Origin of the sequence: Streptomyces sp. 8N616, assembly GCF_052246385.1 — a bacterium.
Taxonomy (GTDB): Bacteria; Actinomycetota; Actinomycetes; order Streptomycetales; family Streptomycetaceae; genus Streptomyces.
Genome location: NZ_JBQQBY010000023.1, coordinates 12,089 through 33,059, shown reverse-complemented (window position 1 = coordinate 33,059; position 20,971 = coordinate 12,089). Strand labels below are relative to the sequence as shown.

Here is a 20,971-nt window from a genome sequence, read left to right as displayed (position 1 = left end):
TCAGCTGCCCCCGCTCCGGATGAGGGAGCCCGCGGTGCGCAGCAGGATCCGTACGTCCTGCCAGAGCGACCAGGTCTCGATGTAGTGGTTGTCGAACCGGGCCCGGTCCTCGATCGAGGTGTCCCCGCGCAGGCCGTGGATCTGGGCCAGCCCTGTGATGCCCACGGGCATCCGGTGGCGCGCCGCATAACCCGGGTGGGTGGCGCTGAACTTCCCTACGAAATAGGGGCGTTCCGGCCGGGGTCCGACGAGGCTCATGTCGCCGCGCAGCACGTTCCACAGCTGCGGCAGCTCGTCGAGCGAGGTACGGCGCAGCAGGTGGCCGACGCCGCTCATCCGCTCGTCGTCCGCGACGTTCCACCGCGTCGCGGACTCGTGCTCGTCGGCCGGCCGGAGCGTGCGGAACTTCAGCACCGTGAACGGCCGCCCCGCCATGCCGATCCGCTCCTGACGGAAGATCACCCCGGGGCCGTCCGACCAGCGTACGGCGATGGCGCAGGCCAGCATGACGGGTGCGGAGAGGAGCAGTGCGACCGTGGCGACGGCGATGTCGAGGATGCGCTTGCCGAGGATGGCGAGGCGGTGGCGGGGCGGCGAGTCCAGGCGCAGACAGGCGAAGCCCCAGATGTGGTCGGGACCGCCGGGGCGCCGGGGGCCCGCGTCGGCCGCGGGCTCGCCGTGCACCAGCCACAGCGCGCAGCCCAGCTCGGCGAAGAGCCGGACGAGCGCGGCGTCCTGGGGGTCGTCCCAGGGGCTGCGGGTGAAGACCGCGTCCTGTACGGCGTTCTGGATGACGGCCCGGGCGATGTCCTCGTGGGCGACGAGGACGGGCACGGGGAGTTCGGGAACACCCGGCGGGGCGGCGTCGAGCTCACGTTCCAGCCCGCGGTCAAGCTCGCGATCCAGCCCGCGATCCAACTCGCGATCCAGCTCGCTATCGAGTTCGCGATCCAGCTCTCGCCCCAACTCACGCTCCAGCTCGCCGTCGAGATCCGGGTCCCCGGCCGGGTCGCGGTCGGCGGCGGGATCGTGCTCGGGTGCGGTGGCGGGGCCGGTGCCGGTGCCGGGGGCGCGCGAGACCAGTCCGACCAGGCACATCCCGTACTCGGGATGCTCGTGGAGAGCCGCGGCAACCCGGCGCCCCGCCGGATCGCCGCCCACGACCAGCGTCGAGTGCGGCCGCCTCCGCCTCCGCCTCCGCCGTACGGCGTGCAGCGCGGCTCGGCCCAGGCACACCAGCACGACGTTCACCGCCACGACGCCCAGCAGCAGGGACCAGCCGGGCGCCGCCGGCGGCCGGATGCCCGCCAGGACGGCCGTCGCCGCGCACCAGGCGACCGCGGAGTGCCCCAGCAGCCGCGGCAGTTCGTCGAGGGCGGTCGTCATCGGCCCGGGCCGGTAGAGGCCGCCGCGCGCACCCAGCACCAGCTGGACCGCGAGCGAGGGCCCGAGGGCCGCGGCCGCCCGCCCCGCCTCGCCGAGCAGGACCGCGGCGGCCACGGCCGCGAGGCAGTCCGCGGCGGCGAGCGCGGCGCCGAGGCGCCCGACCAGCGGGGCGTTCCGCTGCCCGGCCGGTGCCGGGCCGCGGAACGGGCGGAGCGGTGCGAAGACGGGCGAGGCCGGGCGGGTCGTGTCCCCCAGCAGGGAAACCACCCGCCCGGGACTGGGCACCCCTGCGTTCTCCGTGGTCATCGCCTGCTGTGCTCCCTGCTCTCGGGGGTCGGGCCGGGTCGGTCGACGGGGCCGGGGCGTGCGTGCGGTGCCGCACAGTCCGGCGGGCCGTTGCCGGCGGGGTCCGGGCCGAGCAGTTCGCGGTACAGGCGCGCGACGGCCGCGGCCGTCCGCCGTACGTCATGGCTGTCGCGTACGTGCTCCTGCGCCTGCCGCCCGAAGGTGTCGCGCAGCCCGGGGCCGAGCAGGAGCGCGGTCACGGCCCGCGCGAGGGCCTCCGGGTCCTCCGGTGGTACGAGGCAGCGGTCGGCGTGTCCCGGCGGCAGGCTCTCGCGCGCACCGGTCACGCCGGTCACGACCACGGGCCTGCCGCAGGCCATGGCCTCCAGCGGGGCGAGCGCCATGCCCTCCCAGCGGGATGGCAGGACGACCAGGTCCGCGGCCGCGTACCAGGCGGCCGGCTCCGCCGTCTCCCCGGCGAACAGGACCCGCGGCGGCGCGGCCCCCCGCAGCTCGTCCCGGGCGGGCCCGTCCCCTACGAGGGCGAGTACGGCGCCGGGCACCGCGGCGGCCACGGAGGGCCAGGCACGCAGCAGCACATCCTGGCCCTTCTGCCGGCAGAGCCGTCCAACGCACACCACCAGCGGTGCTTGCCGGGGCAGTTCACGCAGCGCGGTGAGCCCGGCCCTGGCGCGTTCCCCGGCCGCCCGGTCGGCCGGACGGAAGTGCTCGGTGTCGACGCCGTTGCGGATCACGGCCCAGCGGCCCGTCACCCCGGCGTCCCGGCCGCGCTGCCGCTCGTCCTCGCTGACGCACAGCAGGCGCGCGGCCCAGCGGGCGGCGAACCGCTCCCAGTACAGGGCGAGTTCCGCGGCTGTCCCGCCGACGGCCTCGAAGGACCAGGCGTGCGGCTGGAAGACGGTGGGGATGCGGCCGCGTACGGCGAGCCGGGCGACGAGCCCGGCCTTGGCGCTGTGGGCGTGCACGAGGTCCGGGCCGGTGCGCCGGATCAGACGGGCGAGTCGCAGGGTCTCCAGCGGAAGGTGCGGTCCCGGTTCCCTGCGGGCCGGCCAGCGCAGTACGGACGCGCCCGCCGCCGCGGCCGCCTCGCCCAGCGCACCGCCTGGCGGGCAGGCGACCAGGGCGTGCAGGCCCGCCCGGGTCTGGCTGCGCACCAGGTCGGTGACGACCCGGGCGACGCCGCCGTCGACGGGCTGGGAGATGTGCAGCACCGTCAACCGGCGTCCTTCACGCTTGTGTTGCGGCACGCGTTGCTCCCCGTACACGGACCGGATGGGAACGTCAAGCTCCGGCGACGGCCGCCGCCGGGGGTACTCGCCGCGCCCTCGTCTCAGGGGCGGGCGTCGGCCTGGAGGAAGAGGGCGCCGAGGTGGTAGCCCTCCTCCTGGGTGCCGAAGCCGACCCTGAGGTGCTCGGCGCCCGCGGCGAGGGCCGGTTGCAGGTCGAAGACGTCGGAGTCGAAGCCCAGGGTGTTCATGTGCGCGGGCTGCCTGCCTGGAGTGGACCGCCCGTGGTCACTGATGGTCGAGTTCATGGCGTCGTCGGCGGGGTTGGCGGCATCGAGCAGCGGGACGGGCTCGGCGGAGCCGGCGGCGACGGCGAGCGCGTTGCTGCCGAAGCCGCGGTCGCCGTCGTAGGCGACGACACCGAGACCGCCCTTGCCCTTCGCGGGGACGTGCAGGTCGTCGATGTCCAGGAAGTGTTCGCGGCGCTCGGGCGTCAAGGTCTCGAAGCCGTCCCAGAGCGCGAGCGTGCGCATCGGGGCGCTCGGGTCGGCGTAGGCGACGACCAGGGCCCAGCCGCCGTACGTTCCCGGGTCGGAGTGGCCCTTGGCGATGTTGATCTGGCCGACCGTGTAAGCACCAGGGCTGGCGTACCGCACGATGTCGGTGACGTCGGCCGAGGCCGCGTAGGCGTCGGAGCCGTCGGCCGTGCGGTGCCCGATGGTGGAGTCGGCGAGGACTTCCTTGTATTGGCCGCCCGGCTCCGCGAAGAGGACCCGGTGGTTGTCCTTGGCCGGTTTCTGTTCGGCGGCCAGCAGATTCCCGCCCCAGTAGAGACGGGCGTACGTGACGGTGGCGCCTTTGGGCAGGTGCAGTTCGGCCCGGCTGGAATTGTAGGTGTTGGCGTCCTTGTCGACGTCGATATACGTCATCTCGTAGTGGTCATTGCTGCCGGCGCCACCGCGCTGCACCTGGTCGCAGGGCATGGCGGTCTTGCTGACCGGGGTCTCGCACGTGGCCGAGGCATTGGCGGCCCTGGCGATTCCGCCGCGCTGGACGGCCCGGTAGCGCTCGACGAAAGGGACCTGCGACTCCTCCTTGCCGGCTGGAACAGCCACGGACTGCGGCAGCGCGATCGTCACGGCCACGGACGACATCGCGCACAGGACGCCTCGGCCGCCTCGGCCCAGGGAAACCTGCATGACTGCTCCTCCGATTTCCGCAAAATACTTCCGGCCCAGACCATCGCAGATAGCTATGCCCCAAATCACGTGAGACGCGCACGAATACGCCGAGCGTGTAGTCATCCATTCGGACTCGGCGCCGGCACCTGTCGAATACGCGATGTGCGCAGCGCAGCCCGGCTGCACTCATTACATTCCCGGGCCTGTTGACGACCAGTTGGATTGCGCCGAATGGGCCCTGATCGCGTGCCGCACCCCGGCCACTCCGAACTCGGGGCGCGAGGTCGACGGCGCACTCCGGTCGGCACTTCCTCCTGACTCGAACGGGCCTTACCCGCGTCATCCGGTCGGCCGACAAAAGGCGCGCACACTCTCCCGTCGCCCCCCGAATAGCAGAACTCCCCGCGCCGAGCGGGAAGTTTCGTGTGCATGATTGGCAAAGCCCCCCGAATGATCTCATCGGGTGACCATGTGGTGAAACGATGATCGGATCGGACCGTACGGGGAAAAACACCATTCCCAACCCGAAAGGAAAATGGTGATGAAGCGAATCGCCAGGGCTGCCACGCTGACCGTCGCGAGCTGCGCACTCGTCATGGGCGGCGCGGGTGCCGCAATGGCCTACGACGACGGCGGCTGGAAGAAGGACCACGGCAAGCACTACGGCAAGCACCACAACGGCCACAAGGACCACGACGAATACAACGATGACGACGACTACGGGAACGTCGGCAACAGCGCCAGCGCCGAAGCGACCACCGTCGGTTCCGGCGGCTTCCTGAGCGGCAACATCGTCCAGGTCCCCATCAACATTCCGATCAACGTCTGCGGCAACACGTTCAATAGCGGCCTCAGCTTCTTCAACCCGTCGATCGGCAACGTCTGCGTCAACGGCGCCTCCATCGACGACCACGACGAGCACCACGACGACGACCACGACAACCGCAGATACCACCACTGACTCGCCGGCCGTACATCACTTGCGGGGCCGCCGGAGGCACTCCGGCGGCCCCGCCCGCATGACGTCACGGTGCCGTGGAACCCGTACCGGATCCGCGGATTTGCGAGGAGGGCCGATGACCACCGACCGCCCCGAACCGACCGATCAGGAGCTGGCGGCTCTGGACACCCACTGGCGGGCCGCCAACTACCTCTCCGCCGGGCAGATCTACCTGCTGGGCAACCCGCTGCTGCGCGAGCCGCTCGTTGCCCAGCACATCAAGCCGCGGCTGCTCGGCCACTGGGGGACCACCCCCGGGCTGAACCTGGTCTACACGCACCTCAACCGGGTCATCAGGGACCGTGGCCTGGACGCGATCTGTGTCTGGGGCCCGGGGCACGGCGGCCCGGCGGTGGTCGCCAACTCCTGGCTCGAGGGCAGCTACTCGGAGACGTATCCGGACGTCGGGCGGGACGCCGAGGGCATGGCCAGGCTGTTCCGCCAGTTCTCCTTCCCCGGCGGCATCCCCAGCCACGTGGCGCCCGAGGTCCCCGGCTCGATCCACGAGGGCGGGGAGCTCGGCTACTCGCTCGCCCACGCGTACGGCGCCGCGCTGGACAACCCCGGGCTGCTGGTGGCCTGCGTGATCGGCGACGGCGAGGCGGAGACCGGGCCGCTCGCCGGGTCCTGGCACTCCAACAAGTTCCTCGACCCGGTCCATGACGGCGCGGTCCTGCCCATCCTGCACCTCAACGGCTACAAGATCGCCAACCCCGCCGTCCTCGCCCGCCTCCCCGAGCGGGAGCTGGACGAGCTGCTGCGCGGGTACGGCCACGAGCCGGTCCACGTCGCGGGCAGCGACCCGCTCCAGGTCCACCGGGCGATGGCCCTGGCCATGGACCGAGCCCTGGACCGGATCGCCGGCATCCAGCGGGCGGCCCGGGAGGAGGGCGCGGCCGAGCGGCCGCGCTGGCCCGTCATCGTGCTCCGTACGCCCAAGGGCTGGACCGGTCCCGCGGAGGTGGACGGGCAGGCCGTGGAGGGCACCTGGCGCTCCCACCAGGTCCCGCTGGCGGCCGTCCGCGAGAACCCTGAGCACCTGAGGCAGCTGGAGCGGTGGCTGCGCTCGTACCGGCCTGAGGAGCTCTTCGACGACCGGGGCCGGCCGCGGCGGGAGGTGCTCGCGTGCGTGCCCGAGGGGGACGCCAGATTGGGTGCCAATCCGCACACCAACGGCGGGCTGCGGCTGCGCGAGCTGCCGACCCCGCGCCTGGAGGAGTTCGCCGTGCACGTCGGCAAGCCCGGCGCCGCCCTCCACGAGCCCACCCGGATCCTGGGCGGCGTGCTCGCCCGCATCATGACCGACACCGCGGAGCGCCGGGACTTCCGTCTCTTCGGTCCCGACGAGACCGCCTCGAACCGGCTGGACGCGGTGTATGACGCCACGGGCAAGGCGTGGCAGGCCGAGACCGTCGAGGGCGACGAGCACCTGGCGCGCGACGGCCGGGTGATGGAGGTCCTCTCGGAGCACCTGTGCCAGGGCTGGCTCGAGGGCTATCTGCTGACGGGCCGGCACGGCCTGTTCGCCAGCTACGAGGCCTTCGTGCACATCGTCGACTCGATGGTCTCCCAGCACGTCAAGTGGCTGAAGACCTCGCGGGAACTGACCTGGCGGCGGCCGGTCGCCTCGCTCAACTACCTCCTCACCTCGCACGTCTGGCGGCAGGACCACAACGGCTTCTCGCACCAGGACCCCGGCTTCGTCGACCACGTCCTCAACAAGAGCCCCGGCGTCGTACGGGTCTATCTGCCGCCGGACACCAACACCCTGCTGTCGGTGGCCGAACACGTGCTGCACACCCGCGACTATGTGAACGTCGTCGTGGCCGGCAAGCAGCCCTGCTTCGACTGGCTCTCTCTGGACGACGCGCGCGCCCACTGCGCGCGCGGCGCGGGCGCGTGGGAGTGGGCGGGCAGCGAGCACACCGGCCGGGAGCCGGACGTGGTGCTCGCGGCGGCCGGGGACGTGCCGACCCAGGAGGTGCTGGCCGCCGCCAACCTGCTCCGGCACCACCTGCCCGACCTGGGCGTCCGCGTGGTCAACGTGGTCGACATGACGACGCTGATGCCGCGGGAGGAGCACCCGCACGGGATGCCGGACGCGGAGTACGACGCGCTGTTCACCCGCGACCGGCCGGTGATCTTCGCGTACCACGGCTACCCGTGGCTGATCCACCGCCTGGCCTACCGCCGGGCCGGGCATCCGCATCTGCACGTGCGGGGCTACAAGGAGTCGGGCACCACGACCACGCCGTTCGACATGGTGGTCCGCAACGACCTGGACCGCTACCGGCTCGTCATGGACGTCATCGACCGCGTCCCGGGCCTGGGCGTGCGCGCCATCGGCGTACGGCAGGCCATGGAGGACGCCCGCGCCCGCCACCACACGTGGGTCAGGGAGCACGGCACGGACCTGCCCGAGGTTGCCGAGTGGACCTGGTCGGGCTGAAGCTCCCCTCCCCTCTTCCGCGGTCGCTCACTTGGCCGGGCGGGCCGCGTACAGCTCGTTGATCTCCCGCGCGTAGGCCTTCACGATGGCGGCGCGCCGCAGCTTCAGCGACGGCGTCATGAGGCCTTCCGACGCGCTGAACTCGGCGGGCAGGATCCGGAAGGCGCGGATGGACTCGGCCCGCGAGACCGCGGTGTTCGCCGCCAGCACCGCGCGCTGGATCTCCTCGCGTAGCTCCTCGTCCGCCGTCAGCGCCCGGATGTCCAGGCCCTGCTTGCGGTGCAGCCGCTTCCAGTGATCGAGGGCCTCGGGGTCCAGGGTGATCAGCGCGCTGATGAACGGCCGGTTGTCGCCCACCACCAGGCACCGCGAGACCAGCGGGTTCGCCCGCAGCCGTTCCTCCAGCACCGCCGGGGCGACGCTCTTCCCACCGCTGGTTTTGATGATGTCGTTCTTGCGCCCCGTGATCGTCAGATAGCCCTCGTCGTCGAGGGATCCGACGTCGCCGGTGTGGAGCCAGCCGTCGCGCAGCACCGCCTCCGTACCGGTCCGGTCGTCGAGGTAGCCGGCGAAGACCTGGTCACCCCGCACCAGGATCTCCCCGTCCCAGGCGATACGGATCGAGCATCCGGGCAGCGGGCGGCCGACGGTGCCGAACTTGACGCGGCCCAGCGGCTGGGCCGTCACTCCTCCCGAGGACTCGGTGAGCCCGTACCCGTCGTAGATGGTGATTCCGATGCCCGCGAACAGCAGTCCCAGGTTCCGGTCGAGCGGCGACCCGGCGCACATCGCGTACCGGGCGCGGCCGCCGAGGACCGCCCGCATGCCCTCGTAGACCGACCGCTCGTAGAGCGCGTGCTGGACCCGGAGCGAGGGCGTCGGGCCCGCTCCGGTGCCCAGGCCCCGCCGCTCCACGGCCTCCGCATAGCGCACCGCCGCCTCGACCGCCCGGTCGAACAGCTGCAGCCGGCCGGCCTCCTCCGCGCTTCTGCGCGCCCGGTTGTAGATCTTCTCGAAGACGTACGGCACTGCGTAGATGAAGGTCGGCCGGAAGGTTCTGAGGGAGGGGAGCAGCGCATCGGCGGTGATGTCGGGCTGGTGACCGAGACGGACGCCGCCGCGCACGCAGGCGACCTGCATCATCAGGCCGTAGATGTGCGAGAGGGGGAGGAAGGCGAGGACGGAGGGCTGCTCGCCGGGCTCGGCCAGCAGGGAGCTCCAGCCGGCGAGGAGCGTGTCGCAGTCGACCGCGAGGTTGCTGTGGGTGATCACGCAGCCCTTGGGCCTGCCGGTGGTTCCCGAGGTGTACGTGATGGCGGCGGCCAGCTGGGGGCGTACGGACGCCCGCCGGCCCAGCACCAGCGCATCCGGGACCCCGCGCCCCTGCTCGGTCAGTTCCCTTACGCAGCCCGCGTTCAGCTGCCAGATGCGGCGGAGGGGCAGGCCGTCGCACACGGCCCCGACCGTCATGACGTGATCCTCGTGCTCGACGACGATGGCGGCGGCCTTCGAGTCGTAGAGCATCCAGTGCACCTGTTCCGAGGAAGAGGTGGGGTAGACCGGGACCAGCTGGGCGCCGATGGACCAGACGGCGAAGCTGAACAGGGTCCACTCGTAGCGGGTGCGGGACATCAGCGCGACCCGGTCGCCGAAGCGGATGCCCTCGGCGACGAGGCCCTTGGCGACGTCCAGCACCTCCTGCCGGAACGCGGCCGCCGTGACGGGGGTCCACTCGGGGGATGCGGGGTCCTCGCGCCGGGAGAACTGGGGCAGGGCCGGGCTGCGGTCGGCGTTCTCGTACACCGCGTCGGCGAGGCCTCCCGACTTCAGGGGCTCCACCAGGGGAGGAAGGCCGAGTTCGCGCACACCGCACCTCCCCCCCTGCCCGGGCACCTGCCGGGCGATCCGTGCTGTGCCGAGTAAGTGGCCGAGAGGGCAAGCTACCGGCTGGTTGGTCTGCTGCATAGATGCCGGGACACAACTCGCGGCGCAACTATGTGGGTTCGACACCTTGCGGTCCTGGGCCGGGCTCTGCTTCCGGGTCCGGACCGGCCGGCGGGCGCCACAGAGGGTGCTCGCGGGCGGCCCACCGGCGGTCGACGGTTCCGGTGCGCAGACCGCGGCGGGCCTCCGGATCGGAGAGCGCCATCCCGATGTGCCCGCAGACCACGGCGCCGAGGGCGAGCGCGAGCCAGTCGTGGACGAATGTCGCTCCGGTGCGCCAGACCAGAGGCGCCAGCCCGGTGAACCACATCAGCAGTCCCGTGCCGAGCATGACGAGGACGGCGCCCGCGGCGTACGCGGCGTAGAGCTTCTGTCCGGCATTGAACTTTCCCGCCGGGCGAGCCGAGGGGCGGTGGTCGCGGCGCAGCGCGGCGCGCAGCCAGCGCCGGTCGTGCGGGCCGAACCGGCCCAGGAAGCGCAGGTCGGACCGGAACGCGCGGGAGGCGAGGCCGAGCAGGAAGGGCGCGGGGAGCAGCAGCCCGGACCACTCGTGGACGGTGACCACCAGGGCGCGGCGGCCGACGAGTTCGGCGAGGGAGGGCAGGTAGAGGCAGCCCGCGGTGAGGATGCAGAGGCCCATGAGGGCGGCGGTGGCGCGGTGGACCCAGCGCTCGGCGCGGGTGAAGCGGCGGACGCGTACGGCGGGGCGTCCGATCGCGGTCGCGGTCTTGGTCCCGGCCGCGGTCCCGGTCGCGGTCCCGGCCCCGCTCGCGGTCCCGGCCTCGGTCTTCTCGGTCTCCGGCTGGTCAGGCAGTGGGGGCATCGTCGCGTCCGTTCGACCGGCCGACCCAGGCGTCGACGTCGTACCCGCGCAGCTCCCAGTAACCGGGCCGCACCGCGCGCGTGAGCTCGATGCCGGAGAGCCACTTCGCCGACTTGTAGAAGTACATGGGGGCGGCGTACAGCCGGGCCGGGCCGCCGTGCGCGTGGGTGAGCGGCTTGTCCTGCATGCGCAGGGCGACCAGGACGTCGGAGCGGCGGGCCTGTTCGAGGGTGAGGCTCTCGCTGTACGTGCCGTCGAAGCAGGTGAAGCGGACGGCGGTGGCCCCGGGCCGTACGCCCGCCGCGTCGAGCAGCCGGGACAGCCGTACGCCCTCGAAGGGCGTGCCGGGCACGCGCCAGCCGGTGACGCACTGGACGTCGCGGACCAGCCGGTCCTGGGGCTGGGCGCGGAGCTCGGCGAGCGTGTAGGCGGCGGGGCGTTCGACGAGTCCGCCGACGGTCAGGCGGTAGTCCCGCTCGCCGCGGTGGGCGACGGAGGAGGCGACGGAGTAGTAGCGGAAGCCTCCGCTGCCGGGGAACAGCCCGGTCACGCCCGTGGGGTCCTTCTCGGCGGCGGCGCCCAGGACGGAGTCGAGCCGGTCCTGGAGATACGGTCCGGCTGCGATGCCGGCTGCGCCGAGGCCGAGCATGCCGAGGACGATGCGGCGGCCGACGGGCGCGCCGCGGCCGTCGGCCGCGGGGCGTTCTTCGGCGGCGGTGGGTTCTTCTTCAGGGTCCACCCCATGATTCGAGCACTCAATGGCTGCGCGGGGCCAGTGGCCACGGGCAGCCGTCAGACTTCCGTCATACCGGGTGGTGGGCATTCGTTCCGCGGGGCGGAACGGGTGGGTTCGGGTAGTCGCCCGCCGGGTAGCGGCGATCGGGCCACCCGCGCGTCACCCACAGGTGCTTGGTGCCGTACACCACGCGCTTCGCCACGTCCGAGTCCGGCTGAGCGAGCAGTACGGGATGGGGGGGTCCGGTATGAGGGTGTACGCGACGGGCTTGCCCATCCGGTTCAGGGAGCCGGGATTGATGAACCCGCCAACGGCGCCCCGCCAAGGGGTCCGCGAGGCGGCCGCCGTCCGCGCTCTCGGCGATCGGCGTGGCGCGCACGGTAAAGGCGTTGCCCGCCGGGTTGCCGGGGCCGGTCTCCAGCAGCGTGACCCGGACCCGGCGTACGGCGGGGTCGCCATCGCGGTGGGCGAGTCCTTGGGGTGATGTCGCCGCCCACGGGCCGTCGGACCGTCGTTCACGGTGAAGTGACGGTCCGGCGGCCCGGAGGCGGTTCGGACGGAGGCGGTTCGGAGGGCGGTTCGGACGGAGGCGGTTCGGAGGGCGGTTCGGACGGAGGCGGTTCGGATGAGGCAGGACGCGGGCCCGCCGTCCGCGGCGCGCCGCGAGCGCCCACCATCATGCCCCGGTCGTGGGTGCGCCCTTCGCGGAAGCGGACTCCGCGGCCTTCTCCAGCTGGAACGCCTGGTTGCCCAGGCCGATACGGGCATGCACCTCGGGCTTGGCGGCGCGCAGGACGAGGCCGAGGGCGACGCCGAGGACCACGGCGGCCCCGATGATGCCGGGCAGGATCCAGCTGAGCGAGGAGCCGGGGTCGGCGCCCAGCAGCACGTCGAAGTCCTTCACCGCGTACACGGCGATCACGACCAGGGCAGTTCCGGCGACGGCGGAGGAGGCGATGCGCCAGGCCTGGACGCGGGCGGCACCGCGGCGGACGAAGAAGGCGATGACGGCGAAGGAGGTGGTCGCGAGGAGGACGATCACGCCGAGCGCACCGACGTTGCCTCCCCAGGTGAACAACTGCAGTACGGGCGCTGTGGGGTCACCGGCCGGCTTGTCGTCGCCGACCGCGAACGCCACGACGACGATCAGGGACACGGCGGTCTGCAGCAGCGAGCCGTAGGCGGGGGCGCCGCTGGCCCGGTTGGTGCGGCCGAAAGGGGAGGGCAGCAGGCCCTCGCGGCCCATGGCGAAGGCGTACCGGGCGACGACGTTGTGGAAGCTGAGCAGGCAGGCGAACATGCCGGTGACGAAGAAGAGGTGGAGTGCGTCGGTGAATCCGGCGCCGAGCCTGGCCTCGGTGAGGGAGAAGAGCAGCCCGGGGCCCTGTTTCTGCGACGCGGCGACGACGTCGGACGGTCCCGCGGCGACGGTGAGCGCCCAGGAGCCGAGCGCGAAGAAGACGGCGGCGAAGGCGACGACGAGGAGCGTGGCCCGGGCGACGAGGACCTGGGGGCGGCTGGTCTCCTCGGCGTAGACGGGGGGCTGCTCGAATCCGACGAAGCTGGCGATGCAGAACACCAGGGCGGTGCCGAGCCCGGCGCCGGACAGCGTCTCGGGGTTGAAGGCGTGCGCGGACAGGCCCTCGGAGGCCGGGTCGGCGAGCGCGGCGATGTCGAAGATCAGGACCATGGCGACCTCGATGAGCAGCAGCACACCGAGCACCCTGACGTTGAGGTCGATCTTCAGCCAGCCGAGTACGCCGATGAGCGCCACGCCCGCGAGGCCCGGGATCCACCAGGCGACGGTGACGTCGAAGTGCTCGGCGAGCAGCGCCGATATCTCGAAGCCGAAGATGCCGAAGACACCGACCTGCATGGCGCTGTAGGCGACCAGAGCGACGACGGAGGCCCCGGCGCCCGCGGTTCCGCCGAGGCCGCGGGCGATGTACGCGGTGAAGGCACCGGCGTTGTGCACATGACGGCTCATCTCGGCGTAGCCGAAGGCGAAGAGCGCCAGCACGACGCCGAGGATGACGAACAGCAGCGGCTGCCCGACGATGCCCATCACCGCGAATGTGGTGGGCATGACGCCGGCCACCACCATCAGGGGCGCGCTGGCCGCGAGCACCGACAGCAGGAGCCCTGCCATCCCGATCCGGTCGGCGCGCAGCGCTCTGTCCTGGCCTTTGAACGTGCTGATCTCGGTGCTGTTGCCCGTCAGCATGGCGGGGATGTCCTTCCCTGGAGGTGGGTGGGGGCGGGGGTGGTGCGGTGTGGTGCTGGGTGGTGCGCGGGGCGGTGCGTCGCGGGCGCTACGAGGAGCCGAGCGCGGCGCGGCGCGCGGTGCGGAAAGCTTTCCTCGGATCGCGGTCCGGATAGGACCAGGGTGCGGTGGTGACGTACGGCCCGATCCGGTTGAACAGGGCGGCGGCCTCGGCCGTCCGCCCCTCGTAAACCTTCGCGTGGGCGAGGTAGTTGAGGTCGACCTTGTTGCGGGGGTGATCCTCGCCCTCCCACTCGAGCCACCAGTCGAAGGCGGCCTTCATCGCCTGCCGGGCCCTGCGGGTCGTCCAGTGCCGGGACCGCGCGGGGTCGGCGGGCTCGATCCCGGCCTCGGCCAGGACGCGGTAGCGCTCGGTGTGCGCGACCACGGGCAGCACGGCGAGCGGCGAGTCCGCGGGGGCCTGCTCCGCGGCCCAGTACGCGAAGTCGTACACCTCGTGGAACGGGTCGTCGCCCTCGCCCTGCTGACGCTCCGCCAGGCAGGCCGTCATCAGATGGTGGGCGTGGTGGTGATCGCGATGGCGGCCGCGCACCTGGTCGAAGACCTGGAGCCGCTCGTCGTCGGTGCCGGTGCGGCGGGCGAGGATCAGCAGGGCGAGCCAGGGTGTCGGATCGGCGGGCGCCATGCGCGCCGCGGCCCGGCACGCCGCGCGCGCGGCGTCCCGGCTCGCCTTGCCGCGCAGCGCCCGGAAGACGGTGGCGCAGGCCAACAGCGTTGCGGCGGCGGCGCTGTCGGGCTCGGCCAGCTGCCATTCCTCGGCCCAGGCAGCGCTCGTGGGGCTCTCGGCGAGGACGACGATACGGTGCCCGCGGCGGTCCCAGTCGTCACCGGTCTGGGCGAGCAGCAACCGGGTCTCGGCCCATCTGCCCTGGGCGAGCGAATCGCGCGCACTCGCGAGCGCGGTGTCGTCGAGTGCGGGGTCGAAGCTCAGGCCGTCCCTGTGCCGAGATCGGCCGAGGGGAGGCGGAGGGGGAGTCATCCGCGAGCTTCCTCCACGGCGGCACGCCACTTTCTGCCCCTGCGGGGGCGTCCTGCCCGATAACGACGGTCGCATCCGGCGGGGTTGGTCACGCCCCACCAATGGCCAATGATCACGCACAGCAAACCGGTAGTCACCGCTCCGCGTCAAGGCCGGAAAGGAACCCCATAAGCTCCGCAACTCCATGTCATTTCCGGCAATGTTGGACTCATCCCCCGACCACGACCAGGCTCTTTGCGCCACGTGCCGAACCGACACCTGGTCTGGACCGGTGGCAGTCGGGGCTACCCGACGGCCTTCGCCGCCGCCCTGCCCGCCGTACGCCCGGAGAAGAGGCAGCCACCGAGGAAGGTGCCCTCGAGCGAGCGGTAGCCGTGCACTCCCCCGCCGCCGAATCCCGCCGCCTCCCCCGCCGCGTAGACGCCGGCCAGCGGATCGCCGCCCTCGCCCAGCACCCGGGACGACAGATCGGTCTCCAGCCCGCCAAGGAACTTACGGGTCAGGATGTGCAGCCGTACGGCGATCAGCGGTCCGGCCTTGGGGTCGAGGATGCGGTGCGGGGCCGCGGTACGGATGAGCTTGTCGCCGAGGTACTTGCGGGTGCCGCGGATGGCCATGACCTGAAGATCCTTGGTGAACGGGTTGGCGATCTCCCGGTCGCGCGCGGTGATCTCGCGGCGCAGCTCCGCCTCGTCGATCAGCGGCTCCTTGGTGAGGGCGTTCATGCCCCGGACGAGTGCGGAGAGGTCCTTCTCGACGACGAAGTCGACACCGTTGTCCATGAACGCCCTGACCGGGCCCGGCACGTCGGCGCGCGCCCGGCCGATCACGTCGCGGATGCTGCGTCCCGTCAGATCGGGGTTCTGCTCGGAGCCGGACAGCGCGAACTCCTTGCCGATGATGCGCTGGTCGAGGACGAACCACGTGTAGTCGTAGCCGGTCTTCATGATGTGCTCGAGCGTGCCGAGGGTGTCGAAGCCCGGGAACAGCGGCACCGGGAGCCGCTGCCCGCGCGCGTCGAGCCACAACGAGGAGGGGCCCGGCAGAATGCGTATCCCGTGCTTGGCCCAGATCGGGTTCCAGTTCTCGATGCCCTCGGTGTAGTGCCACATCCGGTCGCGGTTGATCAGCCGACCGCCCGCGGACTCGACGACGCCGAGCATCTCGCCGTCCACGTGCGCGGGCACGCCGGAGAGCATCCGCTCCGGGGGTGTACCGAGGCGCTCGGGCCAGTTGCGGCGTACGAGGTCGTGGTTGCCGCCGATGCCGCCGGAGGTGACGATCACGGCCTGGGCGCGCAGTTCGAAGGAGCCGGTGACCTCGCGGCTGCTCGCGGTGCCGCGTGCGGCGCCGCTGGGCGCCAGGACCTCGCCGGTCACGGTGTCCACCGTGCCCGCCGTGCGCGAGAGGCCGGTGACCCGGTGCCGGAAGCGCAGCTCCACCAGTCCGCGCTCGGCCGCGGCGCGCACCCGCCGCTCGAAGGGCGCGACGAGGCCGGGGCCCGTGCCCCAGGTGATGTGGAAGCGGGGTACGGAGTTGCCGTGCCCGGTGGCTTCGTAGCCGCCGCGCTCGGCCCAGCCGACGACCGGGAAGATCCGCACGCCCTGGGCGCGGAGCCAGGCCCGCTTCTCCCCCGAGGCGAAGTCCACGTAGGCCTCGGCCCAGCGGCGCGGCCAGTGATCCTCCTCGCGGTCGAAGGCGGCCGTGCCCAGCCAGTCCTGCCAGGCGAGGTCGTGGCTGTCGCGGATGCGCATACGGCGCTGCTCGGGCGAGTCGACGAAGAAGAGCCCGCCGAAGGACCAGTGGGCCTGGCCGCCGAGCGAGGCTTCGGGCTCCTGGTCGAGGAGGATGACGCGGCGGCCGGCGTCGGCGAGTTCCGCGGTGGCCGCCAGACCCGCGAGACCTGCCCCGATCACGATCACATCAGCGTCGTACGCCATCGCCATCGTTCCATCCTCGCCGGAGGGCGCCTCGTCGAAGCGCGACAGGTGCGCGGCCGTTACCGCTGCGTACGATCTTCTGGACAGTTGTACACGGCGTCAACCTGTTGAACGACGGTGTCCACCGTTCGTGGGGCGGGGCCGTGGGCTGTGGAAACGCAGGCCACTGGGCTCAACTCTCTGTGAATGAGCGGGAGTTGGTGATTTGGGGGACTGGACAGTGGTCGGCGCTCTGTGAATCATCCTGGCGCATGGCTGAGGCTGAGCGTGCACCTGAGCAGCGGCGGCGCGTGCTGCGCCCGACGCGGGTGATCCCCGCCCCGCAGCCCCTCGAGCCGGGGCGGGCGGGGACCGCGGCGGTCATCGAGGGGGAGGTTCTCCGGCCGGGGCGGGCCCGCGGCGGAGCCGGGCGCGGTTACGGACGACCGTACAGGCGGGGTTACGGACGGCCGTACGGGCGGGATTACGGACGGCCGTACGGGCGGGCTTACGGGCGGAGGCGCGCGGCGGAGGCCGTGATGGTCTCGGCCGTGGCGGTGGCCTCGGCGCTGCTGCTCGTACTGCCCGAGCCCCAGGGCCCCTCCGATGTCGCCGCGGCGCCCGTGCGAGGCGCCGGTTCCTCCGCCCCGCAGGCGGCATCGCCCACCACCGGCGAGGGCCGGACAGCCGCCCGCCGGGCCCCGCGTGACGCGCGGCGAGCGGCCCAGGTGGGGAGCGCGTCCGACCGCGCCGCGGGCAGGGGCGGTGCGGACGTGGGCCGCGTGCCGGTGCGCTGGACCACCGGGACGCCGTCCGACTCCAGGCCGCGCCCACGACTGGCTTCCCTGACGCGCTGGCCGAGCGCCATGTCGGCGCGCGCGGCCACGCGGCGCCCTGCCACCTTGCGGCGCATGGCCGCGCTGCGCGCCGGAATTCTCACCCGCCCTCCCTATATGGGGCGGGCGGGTGGCGAACACCGCACCCGAGGCACGGCCGCCCGGCAGGAGCACGCGGACGAGGCCGAGGACGACTAACCGGGCACCGCGGCTCCGGCCGCGCTGCCGCAGCCGCCCTCGTCTGCTTGGATGGCCGCATGGCTGAGCAGCAGGCGTCGCGCTCCGCTGAGGAGCTGCTGGACATCGTGGACGTGCAGGACCGGGTCGTCGGGCAGGCGCCGCGCGGCGAGGCATACGTGCAAGGGCTGCGGCACCGCTGCGTGTTCATCCTCGCGCGCGACGCCGACGGCCGGATCTTCGTCCACCGCAGGACCGCCGGGAAACTCGTCTTCCCGTCCCGCTACGACATGTTCGTCGGCGGTGTCGTCGGCGCCGGCGAGTCGTACGAGGACGCGGCGCTGCGCGAGGCGGAGGAGGAGCTCGGCGTGACCGGACTCCCCTCCCCCGTACCGCTGTTCAAGTTCCTCTACGAGTCGCCCGAGCACACCTGGTGGTCGTACGTCCACGAGGTCCGGTGCCCGCTGCCGGTCAACCCCCAGGCCGAGGAGGTGGCCTGGCACACCTTCCTCACCGACGAGGAGCTGGCGGAGCGCCTGCCGCGCTGGGAGTGGGTTCCGGACGGCCTGGAGGCGTACCGGAGGCTGCTGGAGTGGCGCGGCCGGTAGTGTGCCGGTCGTGATCGTTCCCGTGAAGGCCCTGCCCGGAAGGCTGCGGGCGGCCACCGCCGCGGCCCGGTTGTGGTGGGCGCCCGCACGGATCGGCGACGAGGGCGAGACGCCCGACTACCGCTTCTCGCTGGCGAACGAGCGCACCTTCCTGGCCTGGCTGCGGACGGCCCTCGCGCTCGTGGGCGGCGGCTTCGCGGTCGCCCAGTTCCTGCCGGATCTGCACCGGACGCTGCGCGTCACGCTCGCCCTGCTGCTGCTCGCGGTCGGCGCGATGTGCGCGGTGCGTGCGGTCCATCACTGGGTGCGCTGCGAACTGGCCATGCGGCGCGGCGAGGATCTGCCGGTGTCCCGCTTCCCCTCGCTGCTGGCGCTGACGGTCGGCGCGATGGCGGTGGTGATGGTGGTCGCCGTGGCCGCCGGCTGGGCCGACTGATGACGCGGGCCGAGCGGGATGCGCGAGCCGCGCGCGATCCGGGGCTGCAGCCGGAGCGCACGCGGCTGGCGTGGCGGCGTACGACCCTGGCGTGCACGGTGGTCGCGGTGCTGGCGGTGCGGCTCGCGCTGTACGGCGGGGTGTCGCCGCTCGGCATCGTGGCGGTCGTGTTCGTGGTCCTGGCGTTGACGGCGTTTCTGGGCGTGGCGCACGCGCGCATCCGCGCGCTGTCCGCGCCGCAGCCTCAGCCGCCGGTGCCATACGGTCCCCCGGTGCCGTACGGTCCCCCGGCGCCGCACCGTCCGCCCAGCCCGGCGCCGCACCGTCCCGTGCCGCCCCTGTTGTCCCCGCGGGCGGCAGCGGCTGCCGCGGGCTGCGCGGTCGCGATCGCCGCGTTCGGCACGGCGCTGCTGTTCTGATCCGCGCGCACCCGACCGACGGCGCGAGTTCTGCGCCCTCCGGAGCGAAGAACCGTCGCCGGCCTCCGGACCGCGCGGTCCGCGAACCCCGGTTCGCGGCTCATCATCCGCACCAGGTAGTCCCGCCGGTCGTGGCGTCGCGCCCGCCCGATGCCCTCCTCGAACCAGCGGGAGGCGGGGAAGGAGCGGTTCACCTTGACCTGGCGGTCGGCGAGCGGGCTCCAGACGCCCCGGTCCATCGAGACGTTGACGACGTGTCCTGCCGCAGCGTCCGGACTCACGCGCGCGTGTCCTCCTGCTGCTGCCGGCGCTCGTGGTTCGGGCCGGTCCCACCCCGGGGCGTGACCCCGACGCAGCGCAGTTTTGGGCCCCTCCTGCGCTGAGGCCGGCGGCAGGGGGAGGATCACCGGCCAGGGGTCGCGGCTCTCCTCGATCCACTCCGCGAGGGCGCGGTGCACGGTGTCGAACGTCCGGCCCTGGGCCACGACATCGACCAGGTCGATCGGCCGCTTGCGGCGCGCCAGCGCGTACGGCTCGAGCCCGTCCGAGGCGAGGTGCTCGCGGAACCTTCTCTGAACCAGGGGACCAGTGCCAAGACCGAGGCCCCTGGCAAGCGCACCTCGGGGCTGGCACGATGAGCGCCCATGAATGATCAAGAAACCCTGGCTGCTCAAGCTCTGCGCTTGGTCACCACCCACTTCCCGCACGCTTTGGGCGCCGTGCTGGGAGGCTCGGCTGCCCGGGGCTGTGCCACTCCGACCAGCGATCTGGACGTGGCCATCCTCCTGCCGGACTCGGAGGCCAGCCGCCGTGAGGTGATACGCCATGAGGGCCGCCCGGCCGAGCTGTTCCTGAACACCCTTGTGGACGTGCCGGAATTCTTCGAGTGGGACAGAGCCCGCCGTCGGGGCACGGTCCTGTTCATCTATGACCAGGGCTTGCCCTTGATGGACCCTTACGGCCACCTGTCCCGTACATGCGAACAGGCCCGAGCGGTGCTCGCGGCCGGTCCTCCTCCGCTCACCCCGGCGGAATGGGAGCGAGGTCGCTACGGCCTCACCTGCTTCATGGACGACCTGGTCGACACCCCGTCGGCCAACAGGTATGAACAGCTTTCCCTTGCCGACTTCACCCTGCGAGAGGCAGCGCACCTGCTCAGCGCCTACCACAGCGCCTGGACGGGCATCGGCAAGTGGCTGCCTCGCAGACTGCTGAGTGCAGACCCGGTACGGGGCAAGGCCCTGCTCGATGGCCATCAGGCTGTGGCCCAACACGCCGACCCCAGCCCGTTGGCGGCTGCGGTCGAGCAGGTGCTCGACCTGCTCGGCGGACCGCTGCGGGAAGGATACGCACACCGCTGGCGCACCTGACGCGCCTGGTGTGAGGCGGCGCCGTGCTCTCCATGACGCCACGCTCAGGCGAAAGCCGCGAGTCGCACGACGGAGTACTCCACCCGGCCGGACCATGTCGGTCACGGCTGGTCCGCAGTGCTGGTGCCGGCAGCGATCTGACGGAAAGGTCGGCATGCCGAGGACGACGGCCCGGGAGTGAAGATCGCGATTCTCTCGGCTCGTCTCAGCGCCAGGAACTACTGTCGCGAGCATGGTCGAACACGATGCCCTCAGTGCCACTCGCGAGGCCTACGACGCTGCTGCCCCCGTGTATGCGCAGCTGTTCCGCGGCGAGCTGCGTGACAGACCCCTGGACCGCGCGATCTTGAGTGCCTTCGCCGAGGTTGTAAGCGCGAGTAGCGACGGACAGGTCGCGGACCTGGGCTGTGGACCTGGCCATATCACCTCCTATCTGGACGAGTTAGGGCTGGTGGCGTTTGGCGTTGATGCCTCTCCTGCGATGATCAAGTTGGCTCGACAGACCTATCCGGGTCTGCGGTTCGACGTGGGCTCGATGGCCGCGTTGAACATCGCTGACGGCGTGCTGGGCGGCGTACTCTCACGTTGGTCCATCATTCACACTCCGCCGCAAGAACTCCCCGTCATCTTGGCGGAGTTCCACCGTGTGCTGGCACCTGGCGGCCACCTCCTGGTCGGCTTTTCCGCCAGTGATGATCCATCTCACCCGACGCAGGTCTTCGATCACGCAGTCGCGCCGGCCTATCGGTGGTCGCCGGATCACCTCGCCGCGATGCTGCGCAAGTCCGAGTTGGCCGAGGTAGCCCGGATGGTTCGCGAGCCTCAGCCCACCGACCGACGGCAGTTCCAGGAGGTTCAACTGCTCGCCCGCAAAGCCTAGGCAGGGGCTGTC

18 protein-coding genes are annotated in these 20,971 nt (G+C 72.1%); 8 read left to right on the top strand and 10 right to left on the bottom strand.

The annotated features are described in order from the left end of the window. From ACTWQC_RS21530 to ACTWQC_RS21520, 3 genes are all read right to left on the bottom strand, one after another. The gene (locus ACTWQC_RS21530; RefSeq protein WP_443317399.1) at positions 1-1,692 is read right to left on the bottom strand and encodes an exopolysaccharide biosynthesis polyprenyl glycosylphosphotransferase; all 1,692 of its coding nucleotides are present in this window, start codon (positions 1,690-1,692) and stop codon (positions 1-3) included. Then, complete coding sequence (locus tag ACTWQC_RS21525) at positions 1,689-2,939, bottom strand: glycosyltransferase (protein ID WP_443317398.1); 1,251 nt, start codon at positions 2,937-2,939, stop codon at positions 1,689-1,691. Before ACTWQC_RS21525 ends, ACTWQC_RS21530 begins: the two co-directional genes overlap by 4 nt. Before the next feature lie 83 nt (positions 2,940-3,022). After that, a complete protein-coding gene (locus tag ACTWQC_RS21520) occupies positions 3,023-4,117 on the bottom strand; it encodes a hypothetical protein (protein ID WP_443317397.1) in 1,095 nt (364 codons plus the stop codon). Positions 4,118-4,640: 523 nt separating this feature from the next. Between ACTWQC_RS21520 and ACTWQC_RS21515 the strand changes: the two genes are divergently transcribed. Continuing rightward, positions 4,641-5,060: a chaplin gene (locus ACTWQC_RS21515; RefSeq protein WP_443317396.1), complete on the top strand. Its 420-nt coding sequence runs from the start codon at positions 4,641-4,643 to the stop codon at positions 5,058-5,060. Positions 5,061-5,175: 115 nt separating this feature from the next. Then, positions 5,176-7,548, top strand: a complete 2,373-nt coding sequence (locus tag ACTWQC_RS21510) for a phosphoketolase family protein (protein WP_443317395.1) — start codon at positions 5,176-5,178, stop codon at positions 7,546-7,548. 27 nt (positions 7,549-7,575) lie between these two features. On the opposite strand, the gene ACTWQC_RS21505 is transcribed toward ACTWQC_RS21510, so the two are convergent. The 7 genes from ACTWQC_RS21505 to ACTWQC_RS21475 all read right to left on the bottom strand — a co-directional run bounded on the left by ACTWQC_RS21505 (position 7,576) and on the right by ACTWQC_RS21475 (position 16,254). After that, entirely contained in the window at positions 7,576-9,414 is a 1,839-nt protein-coding gene (locus ACTWQC_RS21505; protein ID WP_443317394.1) for an AMP-dependent synthetase/ligase, read from the bottom strand. Between the two features lie 127 nt (positions 9,415-9,541). Beyond that, entirely contained in the window at positions 9,542-10,315 is a 774-nt protein-coding gene (locus tag ACTWQC_RS21500) for a cytochrome b/b6 domain-containing protein (RefSeq protein WP_443317393.1), read from the bottom strand. After that, on the bottom strand, positions 10,299-11,054 hold the full coding sequence (locus tag ACTWQC_RS21495; RefSeq protein WP_443317392.1) for a molybdopterin-dependent oxidoreductase: 756 nt from the start codon (positions 11,052-11,054) through the stop codon (positions 10,299-10,301). The genes ACTWQC_RS21500 and ACTWQC_RS21495 overlap by 17 nt, the downstream gene beginning before the upstream one ends. Positions 11,055-11,118: 64 nt before the next feature. Then, positions 11,119-11,472, bottom strand: a complete 354-nt coding sequence (locus ACTWQC_RS21490; protein WP_443317485.1) for a copper amine oxidase — start codon at positions 11,470-11,472, stop codon at positions 11,119-11,121. Positions 11,473-11,727: 255 nt separating this feature from the next. After that, positions 11,728-13,275: an APC family permease gene (locus ACTWQC_RS21485; RefSeq protein ID WP_443317391.1), complete on the bottom strand. Its 1,548-nt coding sequence runs from the start codon at positions 13,273-13,275 to the stop codon at positions 11,728-11,730. Positions 13,276-13,363: 88 nt separating this feature from the next. Continuing rightward, positions 13,364-14,314, bottom strand: a complete 951-nt coding sequence (locus ACTWQC_RS21480; protein ID WP_443317390.1) for a hypothetical protein — start codon at positions 14,312-14,314, stop codon at positions 13,364-13,366. Between the two features lie 284 nt (positions 14,315-14,598). After that, on the bottom strand, positions 14,599-16,254 hold the full coding sequence (locus ACTWQC_RS21475; protein WP_443317484.1) for an FAD-binding dehydrogenase: 1,656 nt from the start codon (positions 16,252-16,254) through the stop codon (positions 14,599-14,601). 251 nt (positions 16,255-16,505) lie between these two features. Here ACTWQC_RS21475 and ACTWQC_RS21470 point away from each other — a divergent pair, with 251 nt between their 5' ends. The 6 genes from ACTWQC_RS21470 to ACTWQC_RS21445 all read left to right on the top strand — a co-directional run bounded on the left by ACTWQC_RS21470 (position 16,506) and on the right by ACTWQC_RS21445 (position 20,959). Next, positions 16,506-17,267 carry a hypothetical protein gene (locus tag ACTWQC_RS21470; RefSeq protein WP_443317389.1) on the top strand — a complete coding sequence of 254 codons (762 nt, stop codon included), beginning with the start codon at positions 16,506-16,508 and terminating at the stop codon, positions 17,265-17,267. 59 nt (positions 17,268-17,326) lie between these two features. Beyond that, on the top strand, positions 17,327-17,854 hold the full coding sequence (locus ACTWQC_RS21465) for an NUDIX hydrolase (protein WP_443317388.1): 528 nt from the start codon (positions 17,327-17,329) through the stop codon (positions 17,852-17,854). 10 nt (positions 17,855-17,864) lie between these two features. Continuing rightward, positions 17,865-18,290 (top strand): YidH family protein, encoded by a 426-nt coding sequence (locus ACTWQC_RS21460; RefSeq protein ID WP_443317387.1) that lies wholly within the window; start codon positions 17,865-17,867, stop codon positions 18,288-18,290. After that, positions 18,290-18,709: a DUF202 domain-containing protein gene (locus tag ACTWQC_RS21455; protein ID WP_443317386.1), complete on the top strand. Its 420-nt coding sequence runs from the start codon at positions 18,290-18,292 to the stop codon at positions 18,707-18,709. The genes ACTWQC_RS21460 and ACTWQC_RS21455 overlap by 1 nt, the downstream gene beginning before the upstream one ends. 644 nt (positions 18,710-19,353) lie before the next feature. Then, positions 19,354-20,079 (top strand): nucleotidyltransferase domain-containing protein, encoded by a 726-nt coding sequence (locus ACTWQC_RS21450; RefSeq protein WP_443317385.1) that lies wholly within the window; start codon positions 19,354-19,356, stop codon positions 20,077-20,079. Positions 20,080-20,311: 232 nt separating this feature from the next. After that, positions 20,312-20,959 carry a class I SAM-dependent methyltransferase gene (locus tag ACTWQC_RS21445; protein WP_443317384.1) on the top strand — a complete coding sequence of 216 codons (648 nt, stop codon included), beginning with the start codon at positions 20,312-20,314 and terminating at the stop codon, positions 20,957-20,959. The last annotated feature ends 12 nt before the right edge of the window (positions 20,960-20,971 follow it).

What these genes read in the sequence shown, in the direction of transcription:
- ACTWQC_RS21450 (WP_443317385.1), top strand. Translation starts at nt 19,354, where the DNA reads ATGAATGATCAAGAAACCCTGGCTGCTCAAGCTCTGCGCTTGGTCACC.
- ACTWQC_RS21485 (WP_443317391.1), bottom strand. Translation starts at nt 13,275, where the DNA reads ATGCTGACGGGCAACAGCACCGAGATCAGCACGTTCAAAGGCCAGGAC.
- ACTWQC_RS21520 (WP_443317397.1), bottom strand. Translation starts at nt 4,117, where the DNA reads ATGCAGGTTTCCCTGGGCCGAGGCGGCCGAGGCGTCCTGTGCGCGATG.
- ACTWQC_RS21465 (WP_443317388.1), top strand. Translation starts at nt 17,327, where the DNA reads ATGGCTGAGCAGCAGGCGTCGCGCTCCGCTGAGGAGCTGCTGGACATC.
- ACTWQC_RS21455 (WP_443317386.1), top strand. Translation starts at nt 18,290, where the DNA reads ATGACGCGGGCCGAGCGGGATGCGCGAGCCGCGCGCGATCCGGGGCTG.
- ACTWQC_RS21470 (WP_443317389.1), top strand. Translation starts at nt 16,506, where the DNA reads ATGGCTGAGGCTGAGCGTGCACCTGAGCAGCGGCGGCGCGTGCTGCGC.
- ACTWQC_RS21445 (WP_443317384.1), top strand. Translation starts at nt 20,312, where the DNA reads ATGGTCGAACACGATGCCCTCAGTGCCACTCGCGAGGCCTACGACGCT.
- ACTWQC_RS21530 (WP_443317399.1), bottom strand. Translation starts at nt 1,692, where the DNA reads ATGACCACGGAGAACGCAGGGGTGCCCAGTCCCGGGCGGGTGGTTTCC.
- ACTWQC_RS21510 (WP_443317395.1), top strand. Translation starts at nt 5,176, where the DNA reads ATGACCACCGACCGCCCCGAACCGACCGATCAGGAGCTGGCGGCTCTG.
- ACTWQC_RS21500 (WP_443317393.1), bottom strand. Translation starts at nt 10,315, where the DNA reads ATGCCCCCACTGCCTGACCAGCCGGAGACCGAGAAGACCGAGGCCGGG.
- ACTWQC_RS21475 (WP_443317484.1), bottom strand. Translation starts at nt 16,254, where the DNA reads ATGGCGTACGACGCTGATGTGATCGTGATCGGGGCAGGTCTCGCGGGT.
- ACTWQC_RS21515 (WP_443317396.1), top strand. Translation starts at nt 4,641, where the DNA reads ATGAAGCGAATCGCCAGGGCTGCCACGCTGACCGTCGCGAGCTGCGCA.
- ACTWQC_RS21480 (WP_443317390.1), bottom strand. Translation starts at nt 14,314, where the DNA reads ATGACTCCCCCTCCGCCTCCCCTCGGCCGATCTCGGCACAGGGACGGC.